Source organism: Rhodanobacter hydrolyticus, assembly GCF_044904645.1.
The window spans coordinates 1,558,897-1,579,217 of sequence record NZ_JADIKK010000008.1 but is presented as its reverse complement, the minus strand read 5'-3'; the positions used below and the strand labels follow the sequence as shown (position 1 = coordinate 1,579,217).

Below are 20,321 nucleotides of genomic sequence, written 5' to 3'. Positions count from 1 at the left end.
CCGCTACTCCTCCTCCGCTTTCGGCCGCCATGCCTCGCTCAACTGCTTCTGCACCGGCATGGGTACCGGCTCGTAGTGGCTGAGGTCGAGGCTGTAGCGGCCGCGGCCGCCGGTCATCGCCTTGAGTTCAGTGGGGTAGCCGGTGAGCTCGGCCAGCGGGGCCTGGGCACGGATCATCAGCTCGCCGCCGCGGCTGCTGTCGGTGCCGAGAATGCGGGCGCGCTTGCCGGCGAGGCCGCCGGTGACGTCGCCCACGGCGACTTCGGGGATGGAGATTTCCACGTCCATGATGGGTTCCAGCACGACGGGTCGCGCCTTGCCCACGGCATCGAGGAAGGCCTTCTTGCCGGCGCTGACGAAGGCCACTTCCTTGGAGTCGACGGGATGGTACTTGCCGTCGTACACGGTCACGCGCAGGTCCTGCAGCGGGTAGCCGGCCACCGCACCGCGCTCCATGGCCTGCCGCACGCCTTTTTCGATGGCAGGCAGGAAGGTGCCGGGGATCACGCCACCTTTCACCGCGTCGATGAATTCGAAGCCGGCGCCGCGGTCCAGCGGCTCCACGCGCAGAAACACTTCGCCGAACTGGCCGGCGCCCCCGGTCTGCTTCTTGTGACGGTGGTGCCCTTCAGCCTGCGTCGCGATGGTTTCGCGGTAGGCGATGCGCGGCGGCCGGGTGAGTACTTCCACACCGTAGCGTTCGCGCATGCGCTCCAGCGTCACCTTGAGATGCAGCTCCGAAAGGCCGCGCAACACGGTTTCGTTGAGTTCCTTGTGGTGTTCCATGCGCAGGCAGGGGTCTTCCTCGGCCAGTCGCGCGAGCGCGTTCGCCAGTTTCTGTTCCTGGCCCTTGTGCTTCGGCTCCAGCGCCAGCCCGAACATCGGCTCCGGGAAGCGCATGGGGGCGAGGTGGATGCGATCGTCCTCGTGCGAATCGTGCAGCACGGCGTCGTAGTGGATCTCCTCCACCTTGGCCACCGCAGCGATGTCGCCGGGGATGGCCTGCTCGATCTCCACGTGGTTCTTCGCGTTGAGGCGGAACAGGTGGCCAAGGCGGAACGGCTTGCGGCCGTCGTCCACGAACAATTCCGCGTTGCGGCGCAGCGTGCCCTGCCATACGCGGAAGATGCCAAGCTTGCCCACGAAAGGATCGTTGACGATCTTGAACACGTCGGCGATCACATGCTGCTTCGGGTCCGCGTTCACCGTGATCGCTTCGTCCTCGCCGTTGCGGAAAGGCGGTGGGCTGCCTTCCGCGGGGTTGGGCAACAGGCGATCCGCGATCTCCAGCAGTTCCGCCACGCCCGCGCCGCTGCGGGCGCTGACGAAGCAGATCGGCACCAGATGTCCTTCGCGCAGGCATTGCTCGAAGGCGTCGTGCAATTGCTGTCGGTCCAACGCCGCCTCCCCTTTGTCGAGGTAGGCGCCCATGGTCGCCTCGTTGATCTCCACCACCTGATCGAGGATGCGCTGATGTGCGCTGGCCAGCGAGGAGAAATCCGTATGGCCCTCGGCATGGAAGAAGCAGTCGAGCACGTGCTTGCCGCCCTGTGCAGGCAGGTTCACCGGCAGACACTCGGGACCGAATTCCTCGCGCAACGCCTCCACCAGTGCACCCAGGTGGGCACCCTCGAAGTCGATCTTGTTGACCACCAGCACGCGGGCAAGACGACGTGAACGCGCGTGCTCCATGATGCGGCGCGTGCCGTGTTCGATGCCGTTGACGGCATTCACCAGCACCATCACGGTTTCCACCGCGGAGAATGCCGAGAGCGTGCCGCCGCGGAAATCGTCGTAGCCGGCGGTGTCGATCAGGTTGATGTGGCAGCCGTCGCGGTCGATGCCGGCGATGCAACTGTCGATGGAGTGGCCGCGCGCCTTTTCCTGCGCGTCGGTATCCGATTGCGTGGTACCGCGCTCCACCGAGCCCTGCGACTGGATGACGCCGCCGGCATGCAGCAAGGCCTCGAACAGCGAGGTCTTGCCGCTGCCGGCATGGCCGGCGAGCGCGATGTTGCGGATGTTTTCCGTGTGGTAGGACACGATACGACCCTCCTCTTGCAGGGTGCGGGTCGCATCGGCATGAGCGGCACCGCACGGAACCGCACATGGCGGCTGACGGGCCGTCATGGTCGTCCGGGCGCGGACGCGGGGGCGGTCATGGCGGGACAAGCCCGCCGATGGTACGTCGCGCAGTGGTTAGCCTTGCGTCAACAAGCACCGGGAACCGCGACAATACGCCGTTGTCTGTAGGGCGGTTCAAGCGACGCCTCGCATACTCCCGCCATTCCCGGCGTCATCCGGCGCATAAGGCATTCCCATCGCCACTCCCACGCAGGCCGAAACCCGAGCCACGCCAATGCCCGATCCCGAGCGGGACGGCATGCATGCGCTCGATCCGGTGACGGCTGCGCGCCTGCGCCAGTTGCGCAGCCGCGAACCGTTGCACAGGTGGCGGCTGGCGTGGTGGGTGCTGGCCGTCGTCGCATTGCTGCACCTCGTGTTCGCCGCGCTGACGTGGTGGGCGATGCGGCCCCCGGCACCGCCGCCGGGCGAGCCGGCTGCGGCGGCGAACGACGTGCTCGAGGTGCGCTTCATTTCCACGGGCGGCAAGCCGGCTGCGAAGGCGCCACCGCCCATGGCGTTGCCGCCACCGCCAATGCATGCGACCCGCGCGCCGGCGAAGCGTGTCGCCGAACCCGTGTCGAAGAACGCGCTGAGCGTGCAGCTTCCTGCGCCGGCCCCGGCGGCCAGCGTGGCCAAGCCGCATCTGTTCGACAGCAACGGCATGCCCATTCTGCCGGCCGCGGCCAGCAGCGCCCCCGCGCCCGATTACGTGCAGCAGATGCCGCAGGGCGACGCGGGGATCATGCAGCACACGAGCCCGGTGAAATACCAGCCCACCCGCTTCGACAAGGACTGGGGGCGCACCAGCGCCGTCACCAATGCGCTGCAGAAGGCGGTGGACAAGACCACGGTGAAGCACACGTTCGACCTGGGGCACGGCATCCACATCCATTGCGGCATTTCGCTGGCGGCGTTGGCCGGCGGCTGCGGTGGCGATCCGCCGTCGCCACCGTCGTCGAAGGACGGCGACGTGCGCATGAACATGGCGCCGGCCAAGCCGCTCGCACCCGGCCCGAATGTGCCGAAGGCGCCGCCGTTGTCCGAGTGCATTTCGCTGTATCGCGCAGGCAAGCCGCTTGCCGATGGTTGCCCCAGCGACACGCCGATCCACGCGGTGGATCAGGAGTTGCGCGAGCAGCGCGAGAAGCAGGCAAAGCAGGCGGCGGAGCACTGAAGTTCCGTTGGTGCCCACTACACTCCTGAGATGCCGCTGCCCAAGGATCCCCATGCACCACGCCAGCCCTTCCAGCGGCCGGCGCAGGTGCTGCTGAACTCGCCGCTCGCCGCCTCGTCGCGCATGCTGAACCTGCGTGCGTCGCGGCGGCCGCGGCCCAACCTGCTGTGGCGACGCACCGTGGCGCTCGCCGCCAGCCTGCTGATCCATATTCTTTTCCTGTTCGGCTTCATTCTCGGCCCGGCATGGGAGCCGCCGCCGGGAAGGGAAGCGCCGGCGAAAATGCAGGCGCGCTTCATCGAACTGCCCGATCTTGCCCCGCCACCGCCGCCGAAAGGGGAGCCGCCGCGCCAGACCGGACCGCTGCACCAGGGGCATGCGATGGCCGTCCCCGGGACGCCGCGCACTGCGAGCGTCGCCGCACATCGGACAACGGCCACGGCCGCTGTTGCCGCGAAGGCGGTGGCCGTGGCGCCGGCGAAGGTGGCCGCCGCTCCCGTGCCACCGCCCAGCGTGCCGCAGCCGGCGCCCGCACCCAAGTTGCAGCCGGTACCGGTGGCGAACCAGCCGCCGCCGGTGAGCCTGGCCAACCCCACCCTGCAGCCGCCGGTACCGCCCAAGTTCCAGCCTACGCCGGTGCGCGCACCGCAGCTCGAAGGCAACCAGCCGATGCCGCCGCCGGCTTCGCTGGCGTTGCCGGTGGTGCCGTCGCAATGGCAGCCGTCGATTGCGCAGCCGACCATGGCACTGGATCGCGTGGCGCCGGACATGCAGGTGCCAACCATCGTGCAGCCCGCGCATGTGGACTTGCCGGCGGCTCCGCCCGAACCTGAGCTGCAGACCGTGCCCCTGGCGGCGCAAGCAGCACCGCAGGTCAACCTGCAGACTTCCTTGAGCGCGCCTGCACCCGAGCTGCCACAACACCTGCCCAAGCTGCAGGCACCCGCGCCTGTCGAGGCGCAGGAACAACCGCTTGCCGCGATCCCGCAATCCGCGCCTGCCGTGCCCAGCATCGCGTCGTTGCCCAAGGCCGCGATAGCGATTGCGCACGACCAGCCGCTCACCACGATCAGTCGCCCTGCGCCGCTGACCCTGCCGCCGGGCGAGGACACATCGAAGGCCAGCGAGGCCTCGACTGCCGCGCCGTCGAGTGCCGCGAACGATGCCGCGCACGAAGCTGCTGGCAAGGCCAACGAGAGCACGGCATCGGATGTCAGCACCGCGCCGGATGCCAATCCGCAAGGCAGCGACGACGCGCGCCCCGGCGAGCCGCAAGGTGCGGCCAATGCCAGGGAGACGGTTGCGGTGCACGGCAACGGCCCGACGACATCGCACGGCCTTGGCCATGCCACCGCGGGCGACGCGGACAAGGGCGCGGGCATGTCGCCAGGCACGCAGCCGGGGACAGGCTCAGCAAACGCGCCATCACCCAGCAACGTGCCCGACTACGTCCAGCTCAAGCCTACCGGTGACACTGCAGTGATGAGCCACGGCATCAACGGTGTGAAATATCAGGCCACGCGCTTCGACCCGTACTGGACGCCGCCAGGCGAGAGTTCGGTGGACACTGCCTTGCGCCACGCGGCGGAAAAGACCACGGTGCAACACACCTTTCACCTGCCGCGCGGCATCCGCATCAAGTGCTCGGTGACGCCACTGGTGCCGGTATCGCTGCTTGGTTGCAGCAATGCCGATCCACCGCCTCCGGCGGTGGCGCAGAAATCCTACGACCGACTCAACTTGCCGGACCTCCCCGGCGGCAGCGTACCCAGCATGCCGCCCGCGCCATCGACAACCGCCGCCGCTCCGCCACACGTGGTGCTGGACAACGGTGCGCAATGCGCCGCTGCCCGTGTCGCCGGCGGCCCGTTGCCGCCGGGGTGCCCACCGACCGAGCCGGTGGTGAAAGGCCATGCGCCAGCGGCTTCGTCGAGTTCGTGGGTACCAGCCAGCGACCAGTTCGGGCCGCCTTTGCCGGTTCATGCCGGCCAGCAGTAAGAAGGCGCACCAGGGATGTCGTGCACAGGGGCCAGCGGATGAGGGATTGCCCGAATGGCCTTGGATGCCAGCCGCTGCACCCCGTGGAATCCGCGCGAATCGCCCCGCGGTCAAGGTCAGGGCAAGCGGGCCATCTTCATCGTGCAGCCATGAGTGTGGTGGTGTCGAAGACGCACACGCGGTTGCGACCGCCTTCCTTGGCGCCGTACAGGGCACTGTCCGCGTGGGCCATCAGGGTCTCGTAGGTGTCCGAACCATCGGACAGCATGCAGAGCCCGATGGAGACGGTGAACCGGACCTCGTCCTCGCGCGGAATGCGGATGGCCAGCGACGCCAGGGTGCTGCGCAGCCGTTCGGCAATGACCAGCGCGTCGCTCATCTTCACCTCGGGCAGCAACAGGCCGAATTCTTCTCCGCCGAGCCGGCCGAGCAGATCAATCTCGCGCAAGCCAGCCTGACACGTGCTGGCCAGGCCGACGAGCACCTGGTCGCCCACGGCGTGGCCATGGACGTCGTTGATGCTCTTGAAGTGGTCGACGTCCAGCAGCAGCATTGCAAGCGGGGTCTTGCTTCTCGCGCAGCGTGCTATCACGTGTTCGGACACCTCGATGAAGAAGCGCCTTGAACAGGTGCCGGTGAGCGCATCCGTATTCGCCATCTTCTCGAAGGTATGCGACTGGAGCTCCAGTTCGCGCGTCTTTTCCTCGAGAGCCGCGGTTCTCTCCCTGACGAGCGCTTCCAGTTTCTCGTGGTGCGACTGAAGTTCCGCTTCGTGGCGAATGCGTGCCGCAACGTTTTCGGCCAGGTATTCGCGCATGCGATTGATCGACCCCGCCATTTGATCAATCTCGTCGGGTGGCCGGTTCCATTTCGATTTCGGCAGGATGAGCGGAATGTCCAGATACTCCACACGCAGCATGCGCAGATAGCTGGACATGATCTCCAGCGATCGCGTCATCCGGGCCTGGACGAGGAGCAGGAGGGCCAGCGTTCCGAAGAACGTGAGGGAAAGTGTGGCGATGCCTATCTCGATGGCCTGATGTTGCAGCTTCTGCCTCACCGGGCTCCAGCCGAACTCGACGGTCAGGGTGCCGAGGTCGAAGTGCTGGTGGTCGCTGTAGATCAGGGAATAAGTGCGGATTACCCGCGGGTGTGCATCGGGCCGGCCACGCTGATGCAGTTCCTCATGGCTCTGCAGGCGCACATAGTCGACGCCCGGTATGTTGCCGATCTCGTCCAGGCGGTCATCTATTTCATGCGCGTTCACCTGCCAGAGGCTGCCGACGAGCGCGGGGACGATGGTCCGGCCGATTTCGTCAAGTCTTTGCCGCGTCGCATTTACCTCGCTGCGATAGCTGCCAAGAAGCATCCAGGCGGTGATGACGACGGTGACCAGCAGGTTGATGGAGACATTCGCTACGGCCAGTCTCTTCGCCAGTACGCGCTTGTGCCGGCCGTTGGAGCCTTGCGTATTCATTGCGTGGTTTCGGGTTGAAACCCGAAGTCGCGGCAAGCGGGCACCATGCTGGCCGGAAGCAATGGGTTGGTCAGCTCGATGACATGGCGATCGTGCAAGTGCAGGGCATTCAGGCTCTGGCGGTACGTGAGCTCGAACAGCCGCCGGAGGCTGCCGTCGGCAATGGCCCGTTCGAGGCCCTTCTGCAGTTCGGCGGCGAGTGATGGATTGCTTTTCGAAACGAAAAAGACGAGCGCCGACGGATAGTGCAGCAGCAGATGTGTCTCCGCTACGAGATCGGCTCCATCGGGGCTCTGGAGTTCCTGGCCTATCTCGGCCACCGATCGGGGCACGGCGTCGACGTGGCCCAGCTTCAACATCGAGAATAGGGACGCGTAGTCGAACGCCGCAGTCATGTCGAAACCGTTGTCACGCAAGATCGCCAGATCCGGCCAGTCCTGATCCTGAGCCATCGGCACATGGGCCAGTTGCGATACCGTCAGCAAGTCCCTGAACTGCTTCTCCTCGTCGCGCCTGATCAGCAGGATGCGCCAACCGATCAGGCCGCGATCGATCGGGACCCTGACGGTAAGGAGCCGTTTGTCCCGCTCCACCGTCGCGACGGACCATCCCACCGTCACCACCTGGTTGTCCTCGAGCAGCTTGAGGGTGCGTGCCTGCGACAGCACGATCGCGCTCTGCTTCATCGAGAACGCGACATTCAGATGTTCCAAAGCCAGGCGCAGAACCGCGACCGGGTAGCCCGTTCTGGCGTCGTAGGGCGTTTCCGGCCGGGGAAAGACCACCTGCAGGGAGGGCGCGGCATGCACGCCTGCCGACGAGAATTCGAGTGCAGCCATCATGGCCAAGCGGAAAAGACGTTTTCCCACCATGCCAGCCTCGCCTTGCCAAGTCACATCGTTCCCCGGCGCCGATCCTTGTCATGAAAAGGGTGGCCGAGGACTGCCTCTCTTCGTCTTCCAGCGGGTCATCGGGAATGCACCGGATACCTGCGGGATCAACGATAACGCAGGGTCATGGATACGGTCGATAGCACGCAAATTTGACTACGGCGAGGGGTGGTCGGCATGCACCTCGCGCGGGCAGGGATCGTTTCCGCATCATTGGGACGTCGCTGCGTCTGGTATCGGCTTACAGGCCAAGAACATTAACCGAGCCTGCTTCCCCCGGGATGGCTAAGAAGGTGCCCTGGCCACCGGCAAGCGTTCGGGGTCGTCGTCGCCTGGCGAGGAATAGGGCGGCCACAAGCCGCCCGCCGGCTGACGGCAGGCCGCGGGCACGAAGGACGAGGAAGCCGGCGGCGAACGGTCACAGCAACCGCTGAAACTCCTTCAGCAGCGGCAGCCGCCGCACGCGCACCGCGCTGACGCGGAACACCGAGTTGGCGAGGGCCGGCGCGACGGTGGGCATGGCAAGGAAGCTGGCGCCGGTGGGCGGACGTCCGTCGTCGGGGACGACAATCGTTTCCACGCTGTTCGGCAGCAAGGCCATGCTGGCGAGCGGATAGCTTTTCCAATCGTGCTGCTGCACCTGACCGTCCTTCACCGTGATGGCCAGATTGAGCGCGGTGGAGAGCGCATCCAGCGTGGCGCCGGCGACCTGGCCTTCGAGGCCGAGCGGGTTGATCACGCGGCCCACATCCACGGCGCAGACGACGCGCTCGATGCCGAGCTTGTCATTCTGCAACGAGGTCTCGATGGCGTGCGCCACGTAGGCGCCGTCCATGTACCAGCAGGCGATGCCCAGGCCGTTGACGCTGCGCAGCCAGCTCTTCCAGCCGATGCGGTCGGCGACGAGCTGCAGCACGTTGCGCAGGCGCCCGGTGTCCAGCATGCCGCCGTTCTTCAGCGTGATGTTGCGCGGCTCGCCGAGCAGGCGAAGACGGGTTTGCAGCGGATCCTCGCGCAACTGGTGCGCGATTTCGTCGATGAAGCTCTCCGCCGCGAAGGCATTGGCGAGGTGCGGCATGGCGCGGTGCGGGCCGCGCGGCAGGCTGGATTCCTGCGCATACCAGTCGCTGCGGAAATTGGGCACGAGGCCTGCGGGCAACTGGTCGGCGGAGACTTCCGAACTCCACTGGCGGTTGACGGGTACGCCGCGGCCGGCGAGGGCGGACGCGCTGGCGATGCGCTGGTTCCAGGCAACCACGTTGCGCTTGCGGTCGAGCGTGGCGCTGATCCTGTGCACGCTGGCGGGGCGGTAGTAGTCGTTGGTGAAGTCCTCGCTGCGCGTCCACAGCAGACGCACCGGCTTGTTCACGGCCTTGGCCAGCAGCACCGCTTCGGCCACGTAGTCGTGGTCGAGGCGGCGACCGTAGCCGCCGCCGACGCGCGGCACGCGGATCTCGATCTGGTCGGGAGCGAGGCCGGTGAGTCGTTGCACCACTGCCCAGGCCTGCTGCGGCGCCTGCGTGGGTACCACGAGGCTGGCCTTGTCCTTGTCGATGCGCGCGAGGCAGTTCATCGGTTCGGCACAGGCGTGTGCGAGCCAGGGTTGGTAGTAGGTGGCGTCGAGCCGGCTGGCGGCGTGCTTGGCAGCCTTCTCCACGTCGCCTTCGTCGCGCACGCGGGTGGTGGGCGCGGCGGTGGACTTGTCGTCGAGCAGGGCGGCGGCCTGCTGTTCCAGTGCGGCGCTGCTTTCCGCGGCACCGGCGCCGGGCTTCCATACCACCTTGAGCTTGTCGCGACCTTCCAGCGCGGCCCAGGTGTTTTCGGCCAGCACCGCAACCGCGGGAGCGATCACGGTAAAGCCGCGTGACTGGCTGGGATCCGGCTTCAGCTGCATCACCCTGGCCACGCCCTTCACCGCGAGCGCGGGGGCGGGATCGACGCTTGCCAGCGTGCCGTCGGGCCAGGGGCAGTGCAGCAGCACGGCGACCAGCGCCTCGGCCTCGTTGTGGTCGATGGCGTACTTGGCCTGGCCGGTGACGATGGTGTGCGCATCGGCGTCGCCTACCGGCTTGCCGATCAAGGTGTAGCGATCCGGCGATTTCGGCGCGGGCGGCTGCTGCGGCAGGTCGATCTTGCTGGCGTCGTCCACCAGGCTGCCGTAGGTGACGCGGCGGCCGTCGGGCGCGATCACCGTGCCGGCTTCGCAATGCAGGCGGTCGGCCGCGATGCCGAGGCGGCGCGCGGCAGCCTGGGTCAGCAGCCAGCGTGCCAGCGCGCCGGCATGGCGCAGATCGGCCCATGCAGCGGGGACGGAGTCGCCGGTGCCACCGCGCTGATGGCCGTAGGTCCAGCGTGACCGGCCGTTGTCGCCCGTTTCGACACCGAGGCCGAGGGGCACCACGCTGACGCGGTTCCAGTCCGCATCGAGCTCGTCGGCCACGATCATCGGCAACGCGGTGGCGACGCCGGTGCCGGTGTCGGGATCGCGCGCGCCGATCAACACGTTGCCATCGGAATCGATGCGCACATACGCGCCCAGATCATGGAAATCGTTGCCCAGCCATTCCTGCGGCAGCGATGGTTCGCCGGCCTCGGCGAAGCGCACGCCGATCACCAGCGCACCCGCGGTACCGGCGAGTATCTGCAGGAAGCGCCGGCGCGACAGCCCGATGCCGTTCGACGGGTTCGCGCTCATGCCTGGCCCACCTTGCCGCCCGCGGCGCGCTTGATCGCGGCGCGTACCCGGGTCTGACAACCGCAACGGCAGCTGTTGGGCAACTGGTTGATGTCGGCGTCGCTGGGTTGCGGCTTCCGCTTGAGCAGATCGATGCCGGCCATCAGCCAGCCCGGCGTGCAGTAGCCGCAACCGATCGCGTCCTCGTCGATGAAAGCCTGCTGCAGCGGATGCAGGGTGCCGTCGTCCGCAGCGAGGCCCTCCACCGTGGTGATGCTCTTGCCCGCAAGCTTCGCCATCGGCTGGGTGATCGCGGAAACCAGCTTGCCGTTCACCAGCACCAGGTCGGCGCCGCTGCCGCCGTGCGCGCCGCCGTACTTGGTGCCGGTGAGCCACAGCACGTCGCGCAAGTACCACAGCAGCGGCATCTGCGGGTCGCCGGTATGCGCGAAGTGTTCGCCGTTTATTTCGACCGCTATGCCGCCATGCGCCGCCGCGGGCGCGATGCCGTTGTCCGGAACGGCCGGCGTACCGTGGGCTTGGGCTTGCGCCATGCGGGATCTCCTTCAAACGTATCCCGTGCATTGTGGCATTGCGGCGGCCGGCTTAGGAATGCAGGCCGCTTGATCGTTGCGCGGAAATACAGGCTGGGCAGGTGGCATGTCCCCGTTGCGCACAGGAGGCTTACCCCAGCAGTGCCTTCATCCTTGCCCGCGTCAATGGGCCGAACCGCAGCTTCTCGCACAGTGCGTCAAGTGCGACGGCATCGCCGCCCACACGGTGCAGGGCGTCGATGCCTTCCGGCACCGGTGCGTCCAGCGCAATGCGCGTGAGACGGCGATAAAGCAACGCTTGTTGCCCATGCTCGCGCAGTTTCGCGGCGCAACTGGCGGCGCCGCGGATGCGCAGGAAGGGAACCTCTTCCACCCGATCGAGCAGGGCTTCGAGATTGCCGAAGTGGTGGAGCAGGGCGGCGGCGGTCTTGGCGCCGATACCGGGCACGCCGGGTATGTTGTCCACCGCGTCGCCGCAGAGGGCGAGGTAGTCGGCGACCTGGTGCGGATGCACGCCGAGTTTTTCGTGCACGCCAGCGGGGCCCCAGCGCAGGTTCTTCGCGTAATCCCACTGCTCGTCGTGTTCGCCCAGCAACTGGCCGAAGTCCTTGTCGGCGGAGACGATCACGCTGGGCACGCCGTGGGCGCGCAAGCCCCACAGCACGCTGCCGATCAGATCGTCCGCCTCGTAGCTGTGATCGATCAGCACCGCGACGCCGAGCGCGGCAGTGACTTCGCGGCACAGCACGAACTGGCGTTCCAGGTCGGGCGGCGGCAACTCGCGGTTGGCCTTGTAGGGCGGGTAGATAGCGTTGCGGAAGGAACTGGTGAGCGAAGCGTCGAATGCCACGGCCAATCGTTCCGGCCGCACCCGTTCCAGCAGTTCGCAGAGGAAGCGGGTGTAGCCGTGCACGGCGTTGGCGGGATGGCCCTCGGCGTCGTGGAATTCGTCAGGCATCGAGTGCCAGGCGCGGAACACGTAGAGGCTGCCGTCCACCAGGTGGGCGGCGTCGCGGCGGTCCGCGTTCATGGCGTCCATGTGTAGAGCAGATCATCCAAGGCGGGACGCTCGCGATCGGGCACGTCGAGCTGCGGTGTGCCGAGATGCACGAAACCGATGACGTGTTCGTTCATGGACAGTTGCAGCAACGCGGCCACGTCGGGGTCGTAGGCGGCCCATCCGGTGAGCCACTGCGCGCCGAAGCCCAGCGCATGCGCGCCGAGCAGGATGTTGTAGGCCACGCAGCCGGCGCTCAGGCGCTGTTCGATCTCGGGAACGGTGCTGCTGGCATCGATGCATGCGACCACGGCGATCACCAGCGGCGCGAAGGTATAGCGCAGTTGCTCCTTCTCGCGCTTGGCGTCGGAGAGTTCCGGCTGCTTGCGTATCGCCAGTTCTGCCAGCCGTTCGCCGAAGCGCAGCTTGGCATCGCCCTGGAGGCGGATCAGCCGGAACGGCGCCAGTTTGCCGTGGTCGGGCACCCGGATCGCGGCGGCGAGCAGCTCGCGCAGGGTGGCCTCGTCGGGCGCGGGCGCGCCGAGCTGGCGCGATGGGATGGAGTGGCGCTGTTGCAGCAGGGAAAGGGCAGCGGTCATGACGCAGGTCGTGGTGCGGGAGCCCCCATGCTAGCGGCCACGTGTGCCGCACGCGAATCAGGCACTTGTCGACTCCTCTGTCATTCCTGCCGCACGCATGCCGACTGGTTCACAGGTTCGACGAAACATTCACGCCGCTTCACGGAGCCGTCATCAGCGCGATACAGGATGGGCGGGCAGGGGATGCATCGGGAGGAAATCTGATGAGAACACGTTCCATGTCGTTCGTTTTGCTCTGCGCAGCGCTGATGCTGGGCACGGCGGCGCAAGCCCAGGACAGCTATGTCGCCGGCATTTTCGCGCCTGCGAAATCGACGGCCACGTATCCGTGCAACGACGCGCAGTTCCTGCAGGACCAGCAGGCGTTCGAGAACGGCCAGATCACGGCCGACCAGCCCGAGGACGTCTGCGGCATCGTGACCGCGGTGCTGCCGGAGAAGAAGACCAGCAGCGGCCACCACGGCTATTTCTACGTGCAGGTGGCCTCGGGCGTGGTGATCGAGATCGTGTCGGATCTCGACCAGATGGACGCGCCGAAATGGCCATGGGTAGCGGTGGGCGATACCACCTACGTGAAAGGCCGCTACTACTACGACAACATGGACAGCCAGGGCATCGACTGGACGCACCACGGCACCAGCAGCTCCTGGCCGTATGCCGGCTACGTGGTGGTGAACGGCACGAAGTACCAGTAAACGCTGGCGAAAAGGGCGGCGCCGCCGGCGTCGCCCTTTTCCTGCCGGGTCAGGGTGATGGCGCCGCGGTGCGCAACCGGAAGGCGCCCGGCAGGAGTGCCCCCACGCTGGTCTGCGCGCTGTCGCCGCGAAGGTTGGCGAGCAGCACCGGCATCTCGGCGTCGCACAATTCGCTCATCACCTGGCGGCAGGCACCGCAGGGAGTGACCGGTCCGTCGCAGTCGGCGATCACCGCGATGGCGGCGAAATCGCCCGGCTTGCAGCCGGCGGCAACGGCGGCGAACAGCGCGGTGCGCTCGGCGCAATTGCACAGGCCGTAGGAAGAATTCTCGACGTTGCAGCCGCTGAAGCGGCGGCCGTCGTGCGCCAGCAAGGCGGCGCCCACGGCAAAGCCGGAGTACGGGGCGTGGGCTTGTGCGCGGGCTGCGTGCGCCAGCGCCAGCAGTTCGTCGTGCGGGATGGAAACGGGCATCGTGCTCTCCGTGCTCCCCCGGGCGGTGGATCAGATTAGCGCGCCGTGGCGGCGCGTCCAAGTGCGCGCAAACATGGCAAGATGCAGCGATCTTCCACGAGGGACGCACGATGCCGATCACCGTAGCCGCCCTGCGCGAGACCGCCGCCGGCGAACGCCGCGTGGCGATCACGCCCGAGATGGCCAAGAAGCTCCGCGGCAAAGGGTTGCGCGTGTTGCTGGAGCGCGGCGCGGGCGCGGCGGCAGGTTTTCCCGACACGGTTTATGCAGATGCGGATTTCGCATCGGCCGGCGAAGTACTGGCGCAGGCCGACCTGCTGGCCTGCGTGCTGCCGCCCGAGGATGCGGTGTTCGCGCAGTTGCGCGAAGGTGCGCTGGTCGTGGGGCAATTGCGGCCTTACGGCGCACCCTCGCGCATCGCGGCGCTGGCCGCGCACAAGCTCACCGCGTTCGCGCTGGAGCTGCTGCCGCGCACGACGCGCGCGCAGGCGATGGATGTGTTGAGTTCGCAGGCGGCAGTGGCCGGCTATCGCGCCATGCTGATCGCCGCCGAGGCGGCGCCCAAGTTCTTCCCCATGCTCACCACCGCAGCGGGCACGATCCGTCCGTCGAAGGTGCTGGTGATCGGTGCCGGCGTGGCCGGCTTGCAGGCCATCGCCACGGCGCGCCGCCTCGGTGCGCAGACCGAGGGTTACGACGTGCGCCCGGAGACGCGCGAACAGGTAGAATCGCTGGGCGCGAAGTTCCTCGACCTCGGCGTCAGTGCCGCAGGCAGCGGCGGCTATGCGCGCGAACTGTCGGCGGAGGAGCGCGCGGCGCAGCAGCAGGCGCTGGCCGAGCATCTCAAGGCATTCGACGTGGTGGTATCCACTGCTGCCGTGCCGGGCCGTGCCGCGCCGAAGATCCTCACTGCCGCGATGATCGAGGGCATGAAGCCGGGTGCATTGGTCGTGGATCTCGCCGCCGAAAGCGGCGGCAACTGCGAATTGACCCGGCCGGGCGAGCGCGTGGAGCACGGTGGTGTCACGATCCTGGGTCCGCTCAACCTGCCGGCCGGTGCGCCACTGCACGCTTCGGAGATGTACGCACGCAACGTGGTGAACTTCGCCGAGCTGCTGTTGAAGGACGGCGCGCTGGCACCCGATTTCGACGACGAGCTGGTGGCGAAGAGCTGCTTGGCGCGTGGCGGCGAGGCGATGTTCAAGGGATAGGCGGCTCCCGCGGGAGTATCCCGGGGCTTGGTCAGCGTTTCGGTCCGTGCAGCCAGTGCAGCCGCTGCGCGGGCGGCATGGCATGCCATTGCTGCATCAGCTTGGCGCGCTGCTCCGGCGGCATCTTCTGGAAGCGCTGGTAGGCGGCGTGCAATTGCTCGCGCTGCTCCGCCGGCAACTGGCGGAACAGGCGCTGGTTGTCGCGCGCCTGCTTGCGCTCGACCGGTGTCATCTGTTGCCATCGGGCAATGCGTTGGCTGATCTGCGCACGTTGTGCGGGTGGCAGGTTCACCCAGTCCCTGCTCTTCTCCAGCAGGTGCTGTTGGCGCTGCGGCGGCAAGCCGTCCCAGTCTTGCCGCAGCGGCGACAGCACGTCGCGCTGGGCGGGCGTGAGGCTGTCCCACGAGGTCGGCGCACGCGCCTGCGCCTGCAGCGCGGGTGCGACGGCGAGGCCGCCGAGCAGGGCGGCGAGGACAAAAGAATGCAGCGGGCGTGCGAACCAGGCCATGGATCAGTGGGCGGGGGGCGGGTTGTCGTTGGCTGCCAGCCAGCCGTAGAAATCGAGGTTCTGGTACAGGTTGGGATCGGCCTGTTCGGGGTCAGGCGGCAGCGGGCTGTCGGCTTCGTTGCCGGCCGCAGCGGTGACGGCGGCCGGCATCTCGGCGGTCGGGCGTGGCGCGGACGGCCATACCAGCAAGGCGGCCAGCGCGATCGCTGCGCAGGCGCCGGACGGCACCAGCCAGCGTGCGACACGGTGCTGCGCCTGGCGGGTGCCGGCCAGCACGTCGCGGCGCGCGGCGCGCAGACGGCCGGCGATGGCGGGATCGAGGTCGCGCGCGGCTTCGTGGTAGAGCGCGCGGGCGCGCTGCTCCAGCGGGGCGTTCGACAGGTTGTTGCCAGGCGTGTTCATCGCCAGTCCTCCAGTTGTTCGCGCAGCCGCTGCATGGCGCGCGACAGATGTGTTTTCACGCTGCCTTCCGAGCAACCCATGGCCTGGGCCGTCTCGGCCACGTCCAGTTCCTCCAGCATGCGCAGCGTGAAGGCCTCGCGCTGCCGCTGCGGCAGTTCGCGCAACGCGGCACTGAGGTCGCTCCACGACTGCGCGTCCTGCACCCTGTCCTGCGGGCCGGGGCCGTGGTCGGCCGGGTCCCAGCTGGGCAGTTCGTCGCCCTCGTCGTCGCGGCCGCCGCCCAGCCAGCCCACCACGATCGAGCGCACCTTGCGGCGGCGCTGCAGGTCGACGATGCGCCGGCGCAGGATGCCCCAGAACAGCGGCGCCCATTCGGTGGCCGGCTTGTCGCGGTAATGCCCCACCAGCCGCAGCATGGCGTCCTGCACCGCATCCAGCGCATCCTCGCGGTTGCGCAGGTTCAGTTCGGCCACGCGGAAGGCACGCCGCTCCACCTGCGCCAGAAAGGCGTCCAGGGTGGCCGGGGTCTCCTGCGCGCCTGTGGATGCCAGCAGTTCGGCATCGAGGCTACCGGCGAGGCTGTTCATGGCGGCCTCGTCCGCATCGTCGGCTGATGCATGCGTCGGCTCCATCGGTTCGACACCCGTGCTCAACGTTCGGCGCCCGCGCAGGTTGACTCGGGGATGCTTCGATTGCATTCGGTGCCGGCGTCCCCGAATGGGCTGCCTGCGCCCCCCAGCTGTGTCGTCGCAGGCCGGCCGGCTGCCTGCCGGGACCGGGTGCCGAAGGGATATGGGCAGACAATCCGGCTCCAGCGAGTCGAATTCAAATGACGGTGTGGTGCCCGAAAGGGCGCCAAATTGCCGCATGCGCCTTGCCCAGGCAGCCATGGATTGCGCCACGCACAACGATCTGAGGGCCTTCCATGCGCCATGCCGCCTGCGCTGAGAGCAATCGAAGCATCCCTTGCGTATGATGCTGGAGCAACGTTGTTCAGGTAGGTGGAACTCATAGGGGAGGGGTCATGATCGACGGATTTGTGGCGCTGTACATCTTCATGCTGGCTGCGTTCACCGGACACGAAATCATTGCGCGGGTGCCGGTGATCCTGCATACGCCGTTGATGTCGGGCTCCAACTTCGTTCACGGCATCGTGCTGGTGGGCGCCATGATAGCGCTTGGTCACGCCTCCACGCCGTTCGAGATCGGGCTGGGCTTCGTGGCCGTGCTGCTTGGCGCGGGCAACGCCGCCGGCGGTTACGTGGTCACCGAGCGCATGCTGGAGATGTTCAAGCCCAGTGCCGGGAAGCCGGGAGACAAGGCATGAGCTGGCTGCCCACCCTGGTCCAGGCCTGCTATTTCCTCGCCGCGCTGCTGTTCATCCTGGGCCTGAAGCGCATGAGTTCGCCGCGCACTGCGCGCGGCGGCATCGTATGGGCCGGCGTGGGCATGCTGGTGGCGGTGTTGGCCACGTTCGCGCTGCCGGACATGCAGAACCGCGGGTTGATCCTTGCGGCGGTGCTGATCGGCGTGGCCGCGGCATGGTGGAGCGGCCGCCGCGTGGCGATGACGGCGATGCCGCAGATGGTGGCGCTGTACAACGGCATGGGTGGCGGCGCCGCGGCCGGCATCGGCGCGGCGGAACTGGTGGCACACGTGCAGCGCGCGACGGTGGCGGTGCCGGATACCTACCCCCTGCGCCCGGAAAACTGGGTGACCGAGGCGCTGCACCAGGTTCCCGCGGTGGCCCCGTTGTCGCCGGTGGCCCTGGGCCTGGGCGTGCTGGGCGCGCTGATCGGCGCGGTGAGCTTTTCCGGTTCGCTGGTCGCCTTCGCCAAGCTGCAGGGCTGGATGGACCGGCGTTTCGTGTTCCCCGGCCAGCGCGTGGTGAACCTGCTGGTGCTGCTGTTGGCCGTGGTGCATGGCGTGATGCTGGCTGCGGGACACCTCGAATCGCCGGTGATCCTGGCGTTTTTCGTGCTCTCGCTGTTGTTCGGCCTGTTGATGACACTGCCCATCGGCGGTGCCGACATGCCGGTGGTGATCTCGCTGTACAACGCCTTCACCGGTCTGGCAGTGGCGTTCGAGGGCTATGTGCTGGGCAACGAGGCGATGATTATTGCCGGCATGGTGGTGGGCGCGGCCGGTACCCTGCTCACCCAGCTGATGGCCAAGGCGATGAACCGCTCGCTGGGCAACGTGCTGTTCGGCAGCTTCGGGGCGGCCGCTGGCGGTGCGGCGCAGGAAATCGCGGGGGCGCAGAAGCCCATCGAGGCCGCCGATGCCGCAGTGATGATGGCCTATGCCGAGCGCGTGGCCATCGTGCCCGGCTACGGCATGGCGGTGGCGCAGGCGCAGCACAAGGTATGGGAATTCGCCAAGCTGCTGATCGAGCGCGGCGTGAAGGTGAAGTTCGCGATCCACCCGGTGGCCGGCCGCATGCCCGGCCACATGAACGTGTTGCTGGCCGAGGCGGGCGTGCCCTATGACCTGATCGAGGACATGGACGACATCAACCCGGAGTTTCCCAACACCGACGTGGTGCTGGTGATCGGCGCCAACGACGTGGTGAACCCGATGGCGAAGACCGATCCGACCTCGCCGATCTACGGCATGCCTATCCTCGACGTGGCGGCGGCGAAGCACGTCATCGTGGTCAAGCGTGGCAAGGGCACCGGCTTTGCCGGCATCGAGAACGCGCTGTTCTATGCCGACAACACGCGCATGCTGTACGGCGATGGTCAGGCCGCCGCCGGTCAGCTGGTCAGCGAGCTGAAGGCATTGGACAGTTGAGAGTGCGGCCATGGATGGCCGCCCGTTTGATTCTGGCGATCAAGGAGGATCGCAAAGGCACCGAGCGGACGCGGCCTGTGCGGCCCAAGGATCACCGCTTTCGGCGCCAGGCCAGCCCTGCCGCGAGCAGCGTGCCAAGCGCATACCACGCGAGATCGGCCGGACTCATGCTCAGCTTCGCCAGGTCCAGCAACAGGCCGGCGCCCGCGGTGCGCACCGTCTCGCTGAGCCCCATGCCGAAGCTGCCGGCGAGCTTGATGGTGGCCATCAGCACGTTGAAGTAGAGCGCCGCCAATGCGGTCGCGAAGGCGGCCAGTAGCGCTGCGCCGGTGCCGGGACGGCGGATCCAGTGGCGGACCGCCCAGGCCAGCACCGCGCCTGCCGGCAGCCCCAGCCAAGGGGCGGTCTGGCGCAGGTACACCGCCGCCACCATCCACGTCGCGCCCACGGCCAGGCCCATCATCGCGGCACAGAACAGTGCGAAAACGAACAGCGGAACGTCGCGTGCCTTCATGGCGTGCGGCGGAAAATCGAGAGGTGGAACATGCGCTTGTCCGGCGGGCAAAGCGCCGATCATAGCCGGTCGGCGTGGCCGATCATCCCGATCCGGCCCGGCGGCGCGGCATAATAGGCAGCTTGGCGCGCCGTGCGGCGCCCATCATTGACGACGGATTGGCGAGTGGCATGAGTGGTTTCAGTCTGAGCAGCGAACCCTTCACCCTGGCACGCGACTGCGAGGCGGTGATGGTGCCGCAGGGCGAAACGGTGAGCCTGCCCGCCGGCCAGGTCGGCTACATCACCCAGGCGCTGGGCGGCAGCTTCACCGTGTATGTGGAAGGCAACCTGTTCCGCATCGCGGGCAAGGACGCCGACGCGCTGGGCAAGGAGCCGCCGCCGCCGATCGAGGTGCCGGCCGACGCCACTGACGCCGACGTGGAGAGGCTTTGCTGGGATCAGCTGCGCACTGTGTTCGACCCGGAGATCCCGGTGAACGTGGTCGAGCTGGGTCTGGTCTACGACCTCAGCCTCGAACAGCGCGAGGACGGCCAGCGCAAGGTCTACGTCAAGCTCACTCTCACCGCGCCTGGCTGCGGCATGGGCGACATCCTGGTGGACGACGCTCGCACCAAGCTGGAGATGATCCCCACCATCGCCGAGGCCGACATCGATTTGGTGTTCGATCCGCCGTGGAACCACTCGATGATGTCCGAGCTGGCGAAGCTGGAAACGGGGATGCTTTGACCCCCTTCGGGGAGAGGGTTGGAGGTGAGAGGCCAAGCGTGCGAGGTGGAAATTGGAGGCGCACCCCTAAGATTGGATTCCGCCCTTGTTCCCGGCGGCATGTACACGTTTAGCAACCAGGAGCGGTAGCGGTGCTATACGGATCAGGCCGATCAATAACAATATGTGTGATGCCGAAATCACTCGCTTCAGTCAGCAATGTGTGCAGCGCTTTTGATCCGGCTGCAGTTTCGATGCCTCCTTCGACAAAGGCTCGCAATGTTGGTTGCGGTGCGCGCATGGCTTCAACGGGGAGGTATGCGCGGATATCGGGCTCCGTTTCGGGGCGCCCGCACAGCGCATAGGATCCGCTTCGGGTAATTGTCACGACAAATTCCGGTGCCGATCCTTTCCCGTTTATGCGTTGCCCGGCTTCGCGCGTTACGGGCATGCATGAGGTGAGAACAAGTGTGGCAGTCACAACGGCCATCAAGATGTTCCATTTCATCGCATATTTCCAACGATGCTC

General features: G+C 67.2%; 20 protein-coding genes. 7 read left to right on the top strand and 13 right to left on the bottom strand.

Features of this window, described 5'->3' with window-relative positions:
• Positions 1 to 3: 3 nt before the first annotated feature.
• Positions 4 to 2,043, bottom strand: a complete 2,040-nt coding sequence (gene fusA / locus ISP25_RS09850; protein WP_404613544.1) for an elongation factor G — start codon at positions 2,041 to 2,043, stop codon at positions 4 to 6.
• Between the two features lie 316 nt (positions 2,044 to 2,359).
• Between fusA and ISP25_RS09845 the strand changes: the two genes are divergently transcribed.
• Positions 2,360 to 3,301, top strand: a complete 942-nt coding sequence (locus ISP25_RS09845) for a hypothetical protein (RefSeq protein WP_404613543.1) — start codon at positions 2,360 to 2,362, stop codon at positions 3,299 to 3,301.
• A gap of 30 nt (positions 3,302 to 3,331) precedes the next feature.
• The gene (locus tag ISP25_RS09840) at positions 3,332 to 5,299 is read left to right on the top strand and encodes a hypothetical protein (RefSeq protein ID WP_404613541.1); all 1,968 of its coding nucleotides are present in this window, start codon (positions 3,332 to 3,334) and stop codon (positions 5,297 to 5,299) included.
• 136 nt (positions 5,300 to 5,435) lie between these two features.
• Here ISP25_RS09840 and ISP25_RS09835 read toward each other — a convergent pair whose 3' ends face one another.
• The 6 genes from ISP25_RS09835 to ISP25_RS09810 all read right to left on the bottom strand — a co-directional run bounded on the left by ISP25_RS09835 (position 5,436) and on the right by ISP25_RS09810 (position 12,490).
• Positions 5,436 to 6,776 (bottom strand): sensor domain-containing diguanylate cyclase, encoded by a 1,341-nt coding sequence (locus tag ISP25_RS09835; RefSeq protein WP_404613539.1) that lies wholly within the window; start codon positions 6,774 to 6,776, stop codon positions 5,436 to 5,438.
• A complete protein-coding gene (locus ISP25_RS09830) occupies positions 6,773 to 7,648 on the bottom strand; it encodes a substrate-binding periplasmic protein (protein WP_404613538.1) in 876 nt (291 codons plus the stop codon). Before ISP25_RS09830 ends, ISP25_RS09835 begins: the two co-directional genes overlap by 4 nt.
• 436 nt (positions 7,649 to 8,084) lie before the next feature.
• The gene (locus ISP25_RS09825; protein WP_404613536.1) at positions 8,085 to 10,361 is read right to left on the bottom strand and encodes a xanthine dehydrogenase family protein molybdopterin-binding subunit; all 2,277 of its coding nucleotides are present in this window, start codon (positions 10,359 to 10,361) and stop codon (positions 8,085 to 8,087) included.
• On the bottom strand, positions 10,358 to 10,894 hold the full coding sequence (locus ISP25_RS09820) for a (2Fe-2S)-binding protein (protein ID WP_404613535.1): 537 nt from the start codon (positions 10,892 to 10,894) through the stop codon (positions 10,358 to 10,360). Before ISP25_RS09820 ends, ISP25_RS09825 begins: the two co-directional genes overlap by 4 nt.
• A gap of 130 nt (positions 10,895 to 11,024) precedes the next feature.
• Positions 11,025 to 11,933: a 5'-3' exonuclease gene (locus tag ISP25_RS09815; RefSeq protein ID WP_404613533.1), complete on the bottom strand. Its 909-nt coding sequence runs from the start codon at positions 11,931 to 11,933 to the stop codon at positions 11,025 to 11,027.
• Positions 11,921 to 12,490: a nitroreductase family protein gene (locus tag ISP25_RS09810; RefSeq protein WP_404613531.1), complete on the bottom strand. Its 570-nt coding sequence runs from the start codon at positions 12,488 to 12,490 to the stop codon at positions 11,921 to 11,923. The genes ISP25_RS09815 and ISP25_RS09810 overlap by 13 nt, the downstream gene beginning before the upstream one ends.
• A 218-nt stretch (positions 12,491 to 12,708) precedes the next feature.
• On the opposite strand from ISP25_RS09810, the gene ISP25_RS09805 reads away from it, so the two are divergent.
• The gene (locus ISP25_RS09805) at positions 12,709 to 13,185 is read left to right on the top strand and encodes a hypothetical protein (RefSeq protein ID WP_404613529.1); all 477 of its coding nucleotides are present in this window, start codon (positions 12,709 to 12,711) and stop codon (positions 13,183 to 13,185) included.
• Between the two features lie 49 nt (positions 13,186 to 13,234).
• On the opposite strand, the gene cdd is transcribed toward ISP25_RS09805, so the two are convergent.
• Positions 13,235 to 13,657 carry a cytidine deaminase gene (cdd, locus tag ISP25_RS09800; protein WP_450088475.1) on the bottom strand — a complete coding sequence of 141 codons (423 nt, stop codon included), beginning with the start codon at positions 13,655 to 13,657 and terminating at the stop codon, positions 13,235 to 13,237.
• A 110-nt stretch (positions 13,658 to 13,767) separates the two neighbouring features.
• Here cdd and ISP25_RS09795 point away from each other — a divergent pair, with 110 nt between their 5' ends.
• Positions 13,768 to 14,868 carry an NAD(P) transhydrogenase subunit alpha gene (locus ISP25_RS09795; protein WP_404613527.1) on the top strand — a complete coding sequence of 367 codons (1,101 nt, stop codon included), beginning with the start codon at positions 13,768 to 13,770 and terminating at the stop codon, positions 14,866 to 14,868.
• A 31-nt stretch (positions 14,869 to 14,899) separates the two neighbouring features.
• Here the strand turns inward: ISP25_RS09795 and ISP25_RS09790 are convergent, their stop codons facing one another.
• Genes ISP25_RS09790 through ISP25_RS09780 form a run of 3 tightly spaced genes read right to left on the bottom strand, consistent with a single transcriptional unit; the run spans position 14,900 to position 16,365 of the window.
• Entirely contained in the window at positions 14,900 to 15,376 is a 477-nt protein-coding gene (locus ISP25_RS09790) for a DUF3106 domain-containing protein (protein ID WP_404613525.1), read from the bottom strand.
• Positions 15,377 to 15,379: 3 nt separating this feature from the next.
• A complete protein-coding gene (locus ISP25_RS09785) occupies positions 15,380 to 15,778 on the bottom strand; it encodes a hypothetical protein (protein ID WP_192153899.1) in 399 nt (132 codons plus the stop codon).
• Positions 15,775 to 16,365 carry an RNA polymerase sigma factor gene (locus ISP25_RS09780; RefSeq protein WP_404613523.1) on the bottom strand — a complete coding sequence of 197 codons (591 nt, stop codon included), beginning with the start codon at positions 16,363 to 16,365 and terminating at the stop codon, positions 15,775 to 15,777. The genes ISP25_RS09785 and ISP25_RS09780 overlap by 4 nt, the downstream gene beginning before the upstream one ends.
• A 437-nt stretch (positions 16,366 to 16,802) precedes the next feature.
• Here ISP25_RS09780 and ISP25_RS09775 point away from each other — a divergent pair, with 437 nt between their 5' ends.
• Together ISP25_RS09775 and ISP25_RS09770 are read left to right on the top strand one after the other, a co-directional pair.
• Positions 16,803 to 17,105 carry an NAD(P) transhydrogenase subunit alpha gene (locus ISP25_RS09775; RefSeq protein WP_192153902.1) on the top strand — a complete coding sequence of 101 codons (303 nt, stop codon included), beginning with the start codon at positions 16,803 to 16,805 and terminating at the stop codon, positions 17,103 to 17,105.
• Positions 17,102 to 18,571, top strand: coding sequence for an NAD(P)(+) transhydrogenase (Re/Si-specific) subunit beta (locus ISP25_RS09770; RefSeq protein WP_404613521.1), 1,470 nt, complete (start codon positions 17,102 to 17,104; stop codon positions 18,569 to 18,571). Before ISP25_RS09775 ends, ISP25_RS09770 begins: the two co-directional genes overlap by 4 nt.
• Before the next feature lie 91 nt (positions 18,572 to 18,662).
• Here ISP25_RS09770 and ISP25_RS09765 read toward each other — a convergent pair whose 3' ends face one another.
• Positions 18,663 to 19,085: a hypothetical protein gene (locus ISP25_RS09765; protein WP_404613519.1), complete on the bottom strand. Its 423-nt coding sequence runs from the start codon at positions 19,083 to 19,085 to the stop codon at positions 18,663 to 18,665.
• 170 nt (positions 19,086 to 19,255) lie between these two features.
• On the opposite strand from ISP25_RS09765, the gene sufT reads away from it, so the two are divergent.
• The gene (gene sufT / locus ISP25_RS09760) at positions 19,256 to 19,813 is read left to right on the top strand and encodes a putative Fe-S cluster assembly protein SufT (protein WP_404613517.1); all 558 of its coding nucleotides are present in this window, start codon (positions 19,256 to 19,258) and stop codon (positions 19,811 to 19,813) included.
• A gap of 109 nt (positions 19,814 to 19,922) precedes the next feature.
• Here the strand turns inward: sufT and ISP25_RS09755 are convergent, their stop codons facing one another.
• The gene (locus tag ISP25_RS09755; RefSeq protein WP_404613515.1) at positions 19,923 to 20,300 is read right to left on the bottom strand and encodes a hypothetical protein; all 378 of its coding nucleotides are present in this window, start codon (positions 20,298 to 20,300) and stop codon (positions 19,923 to 19,925) included.
• Between the last annotated feature and the right edge of the window lie 21 nt (positions 20,301 to 20,321).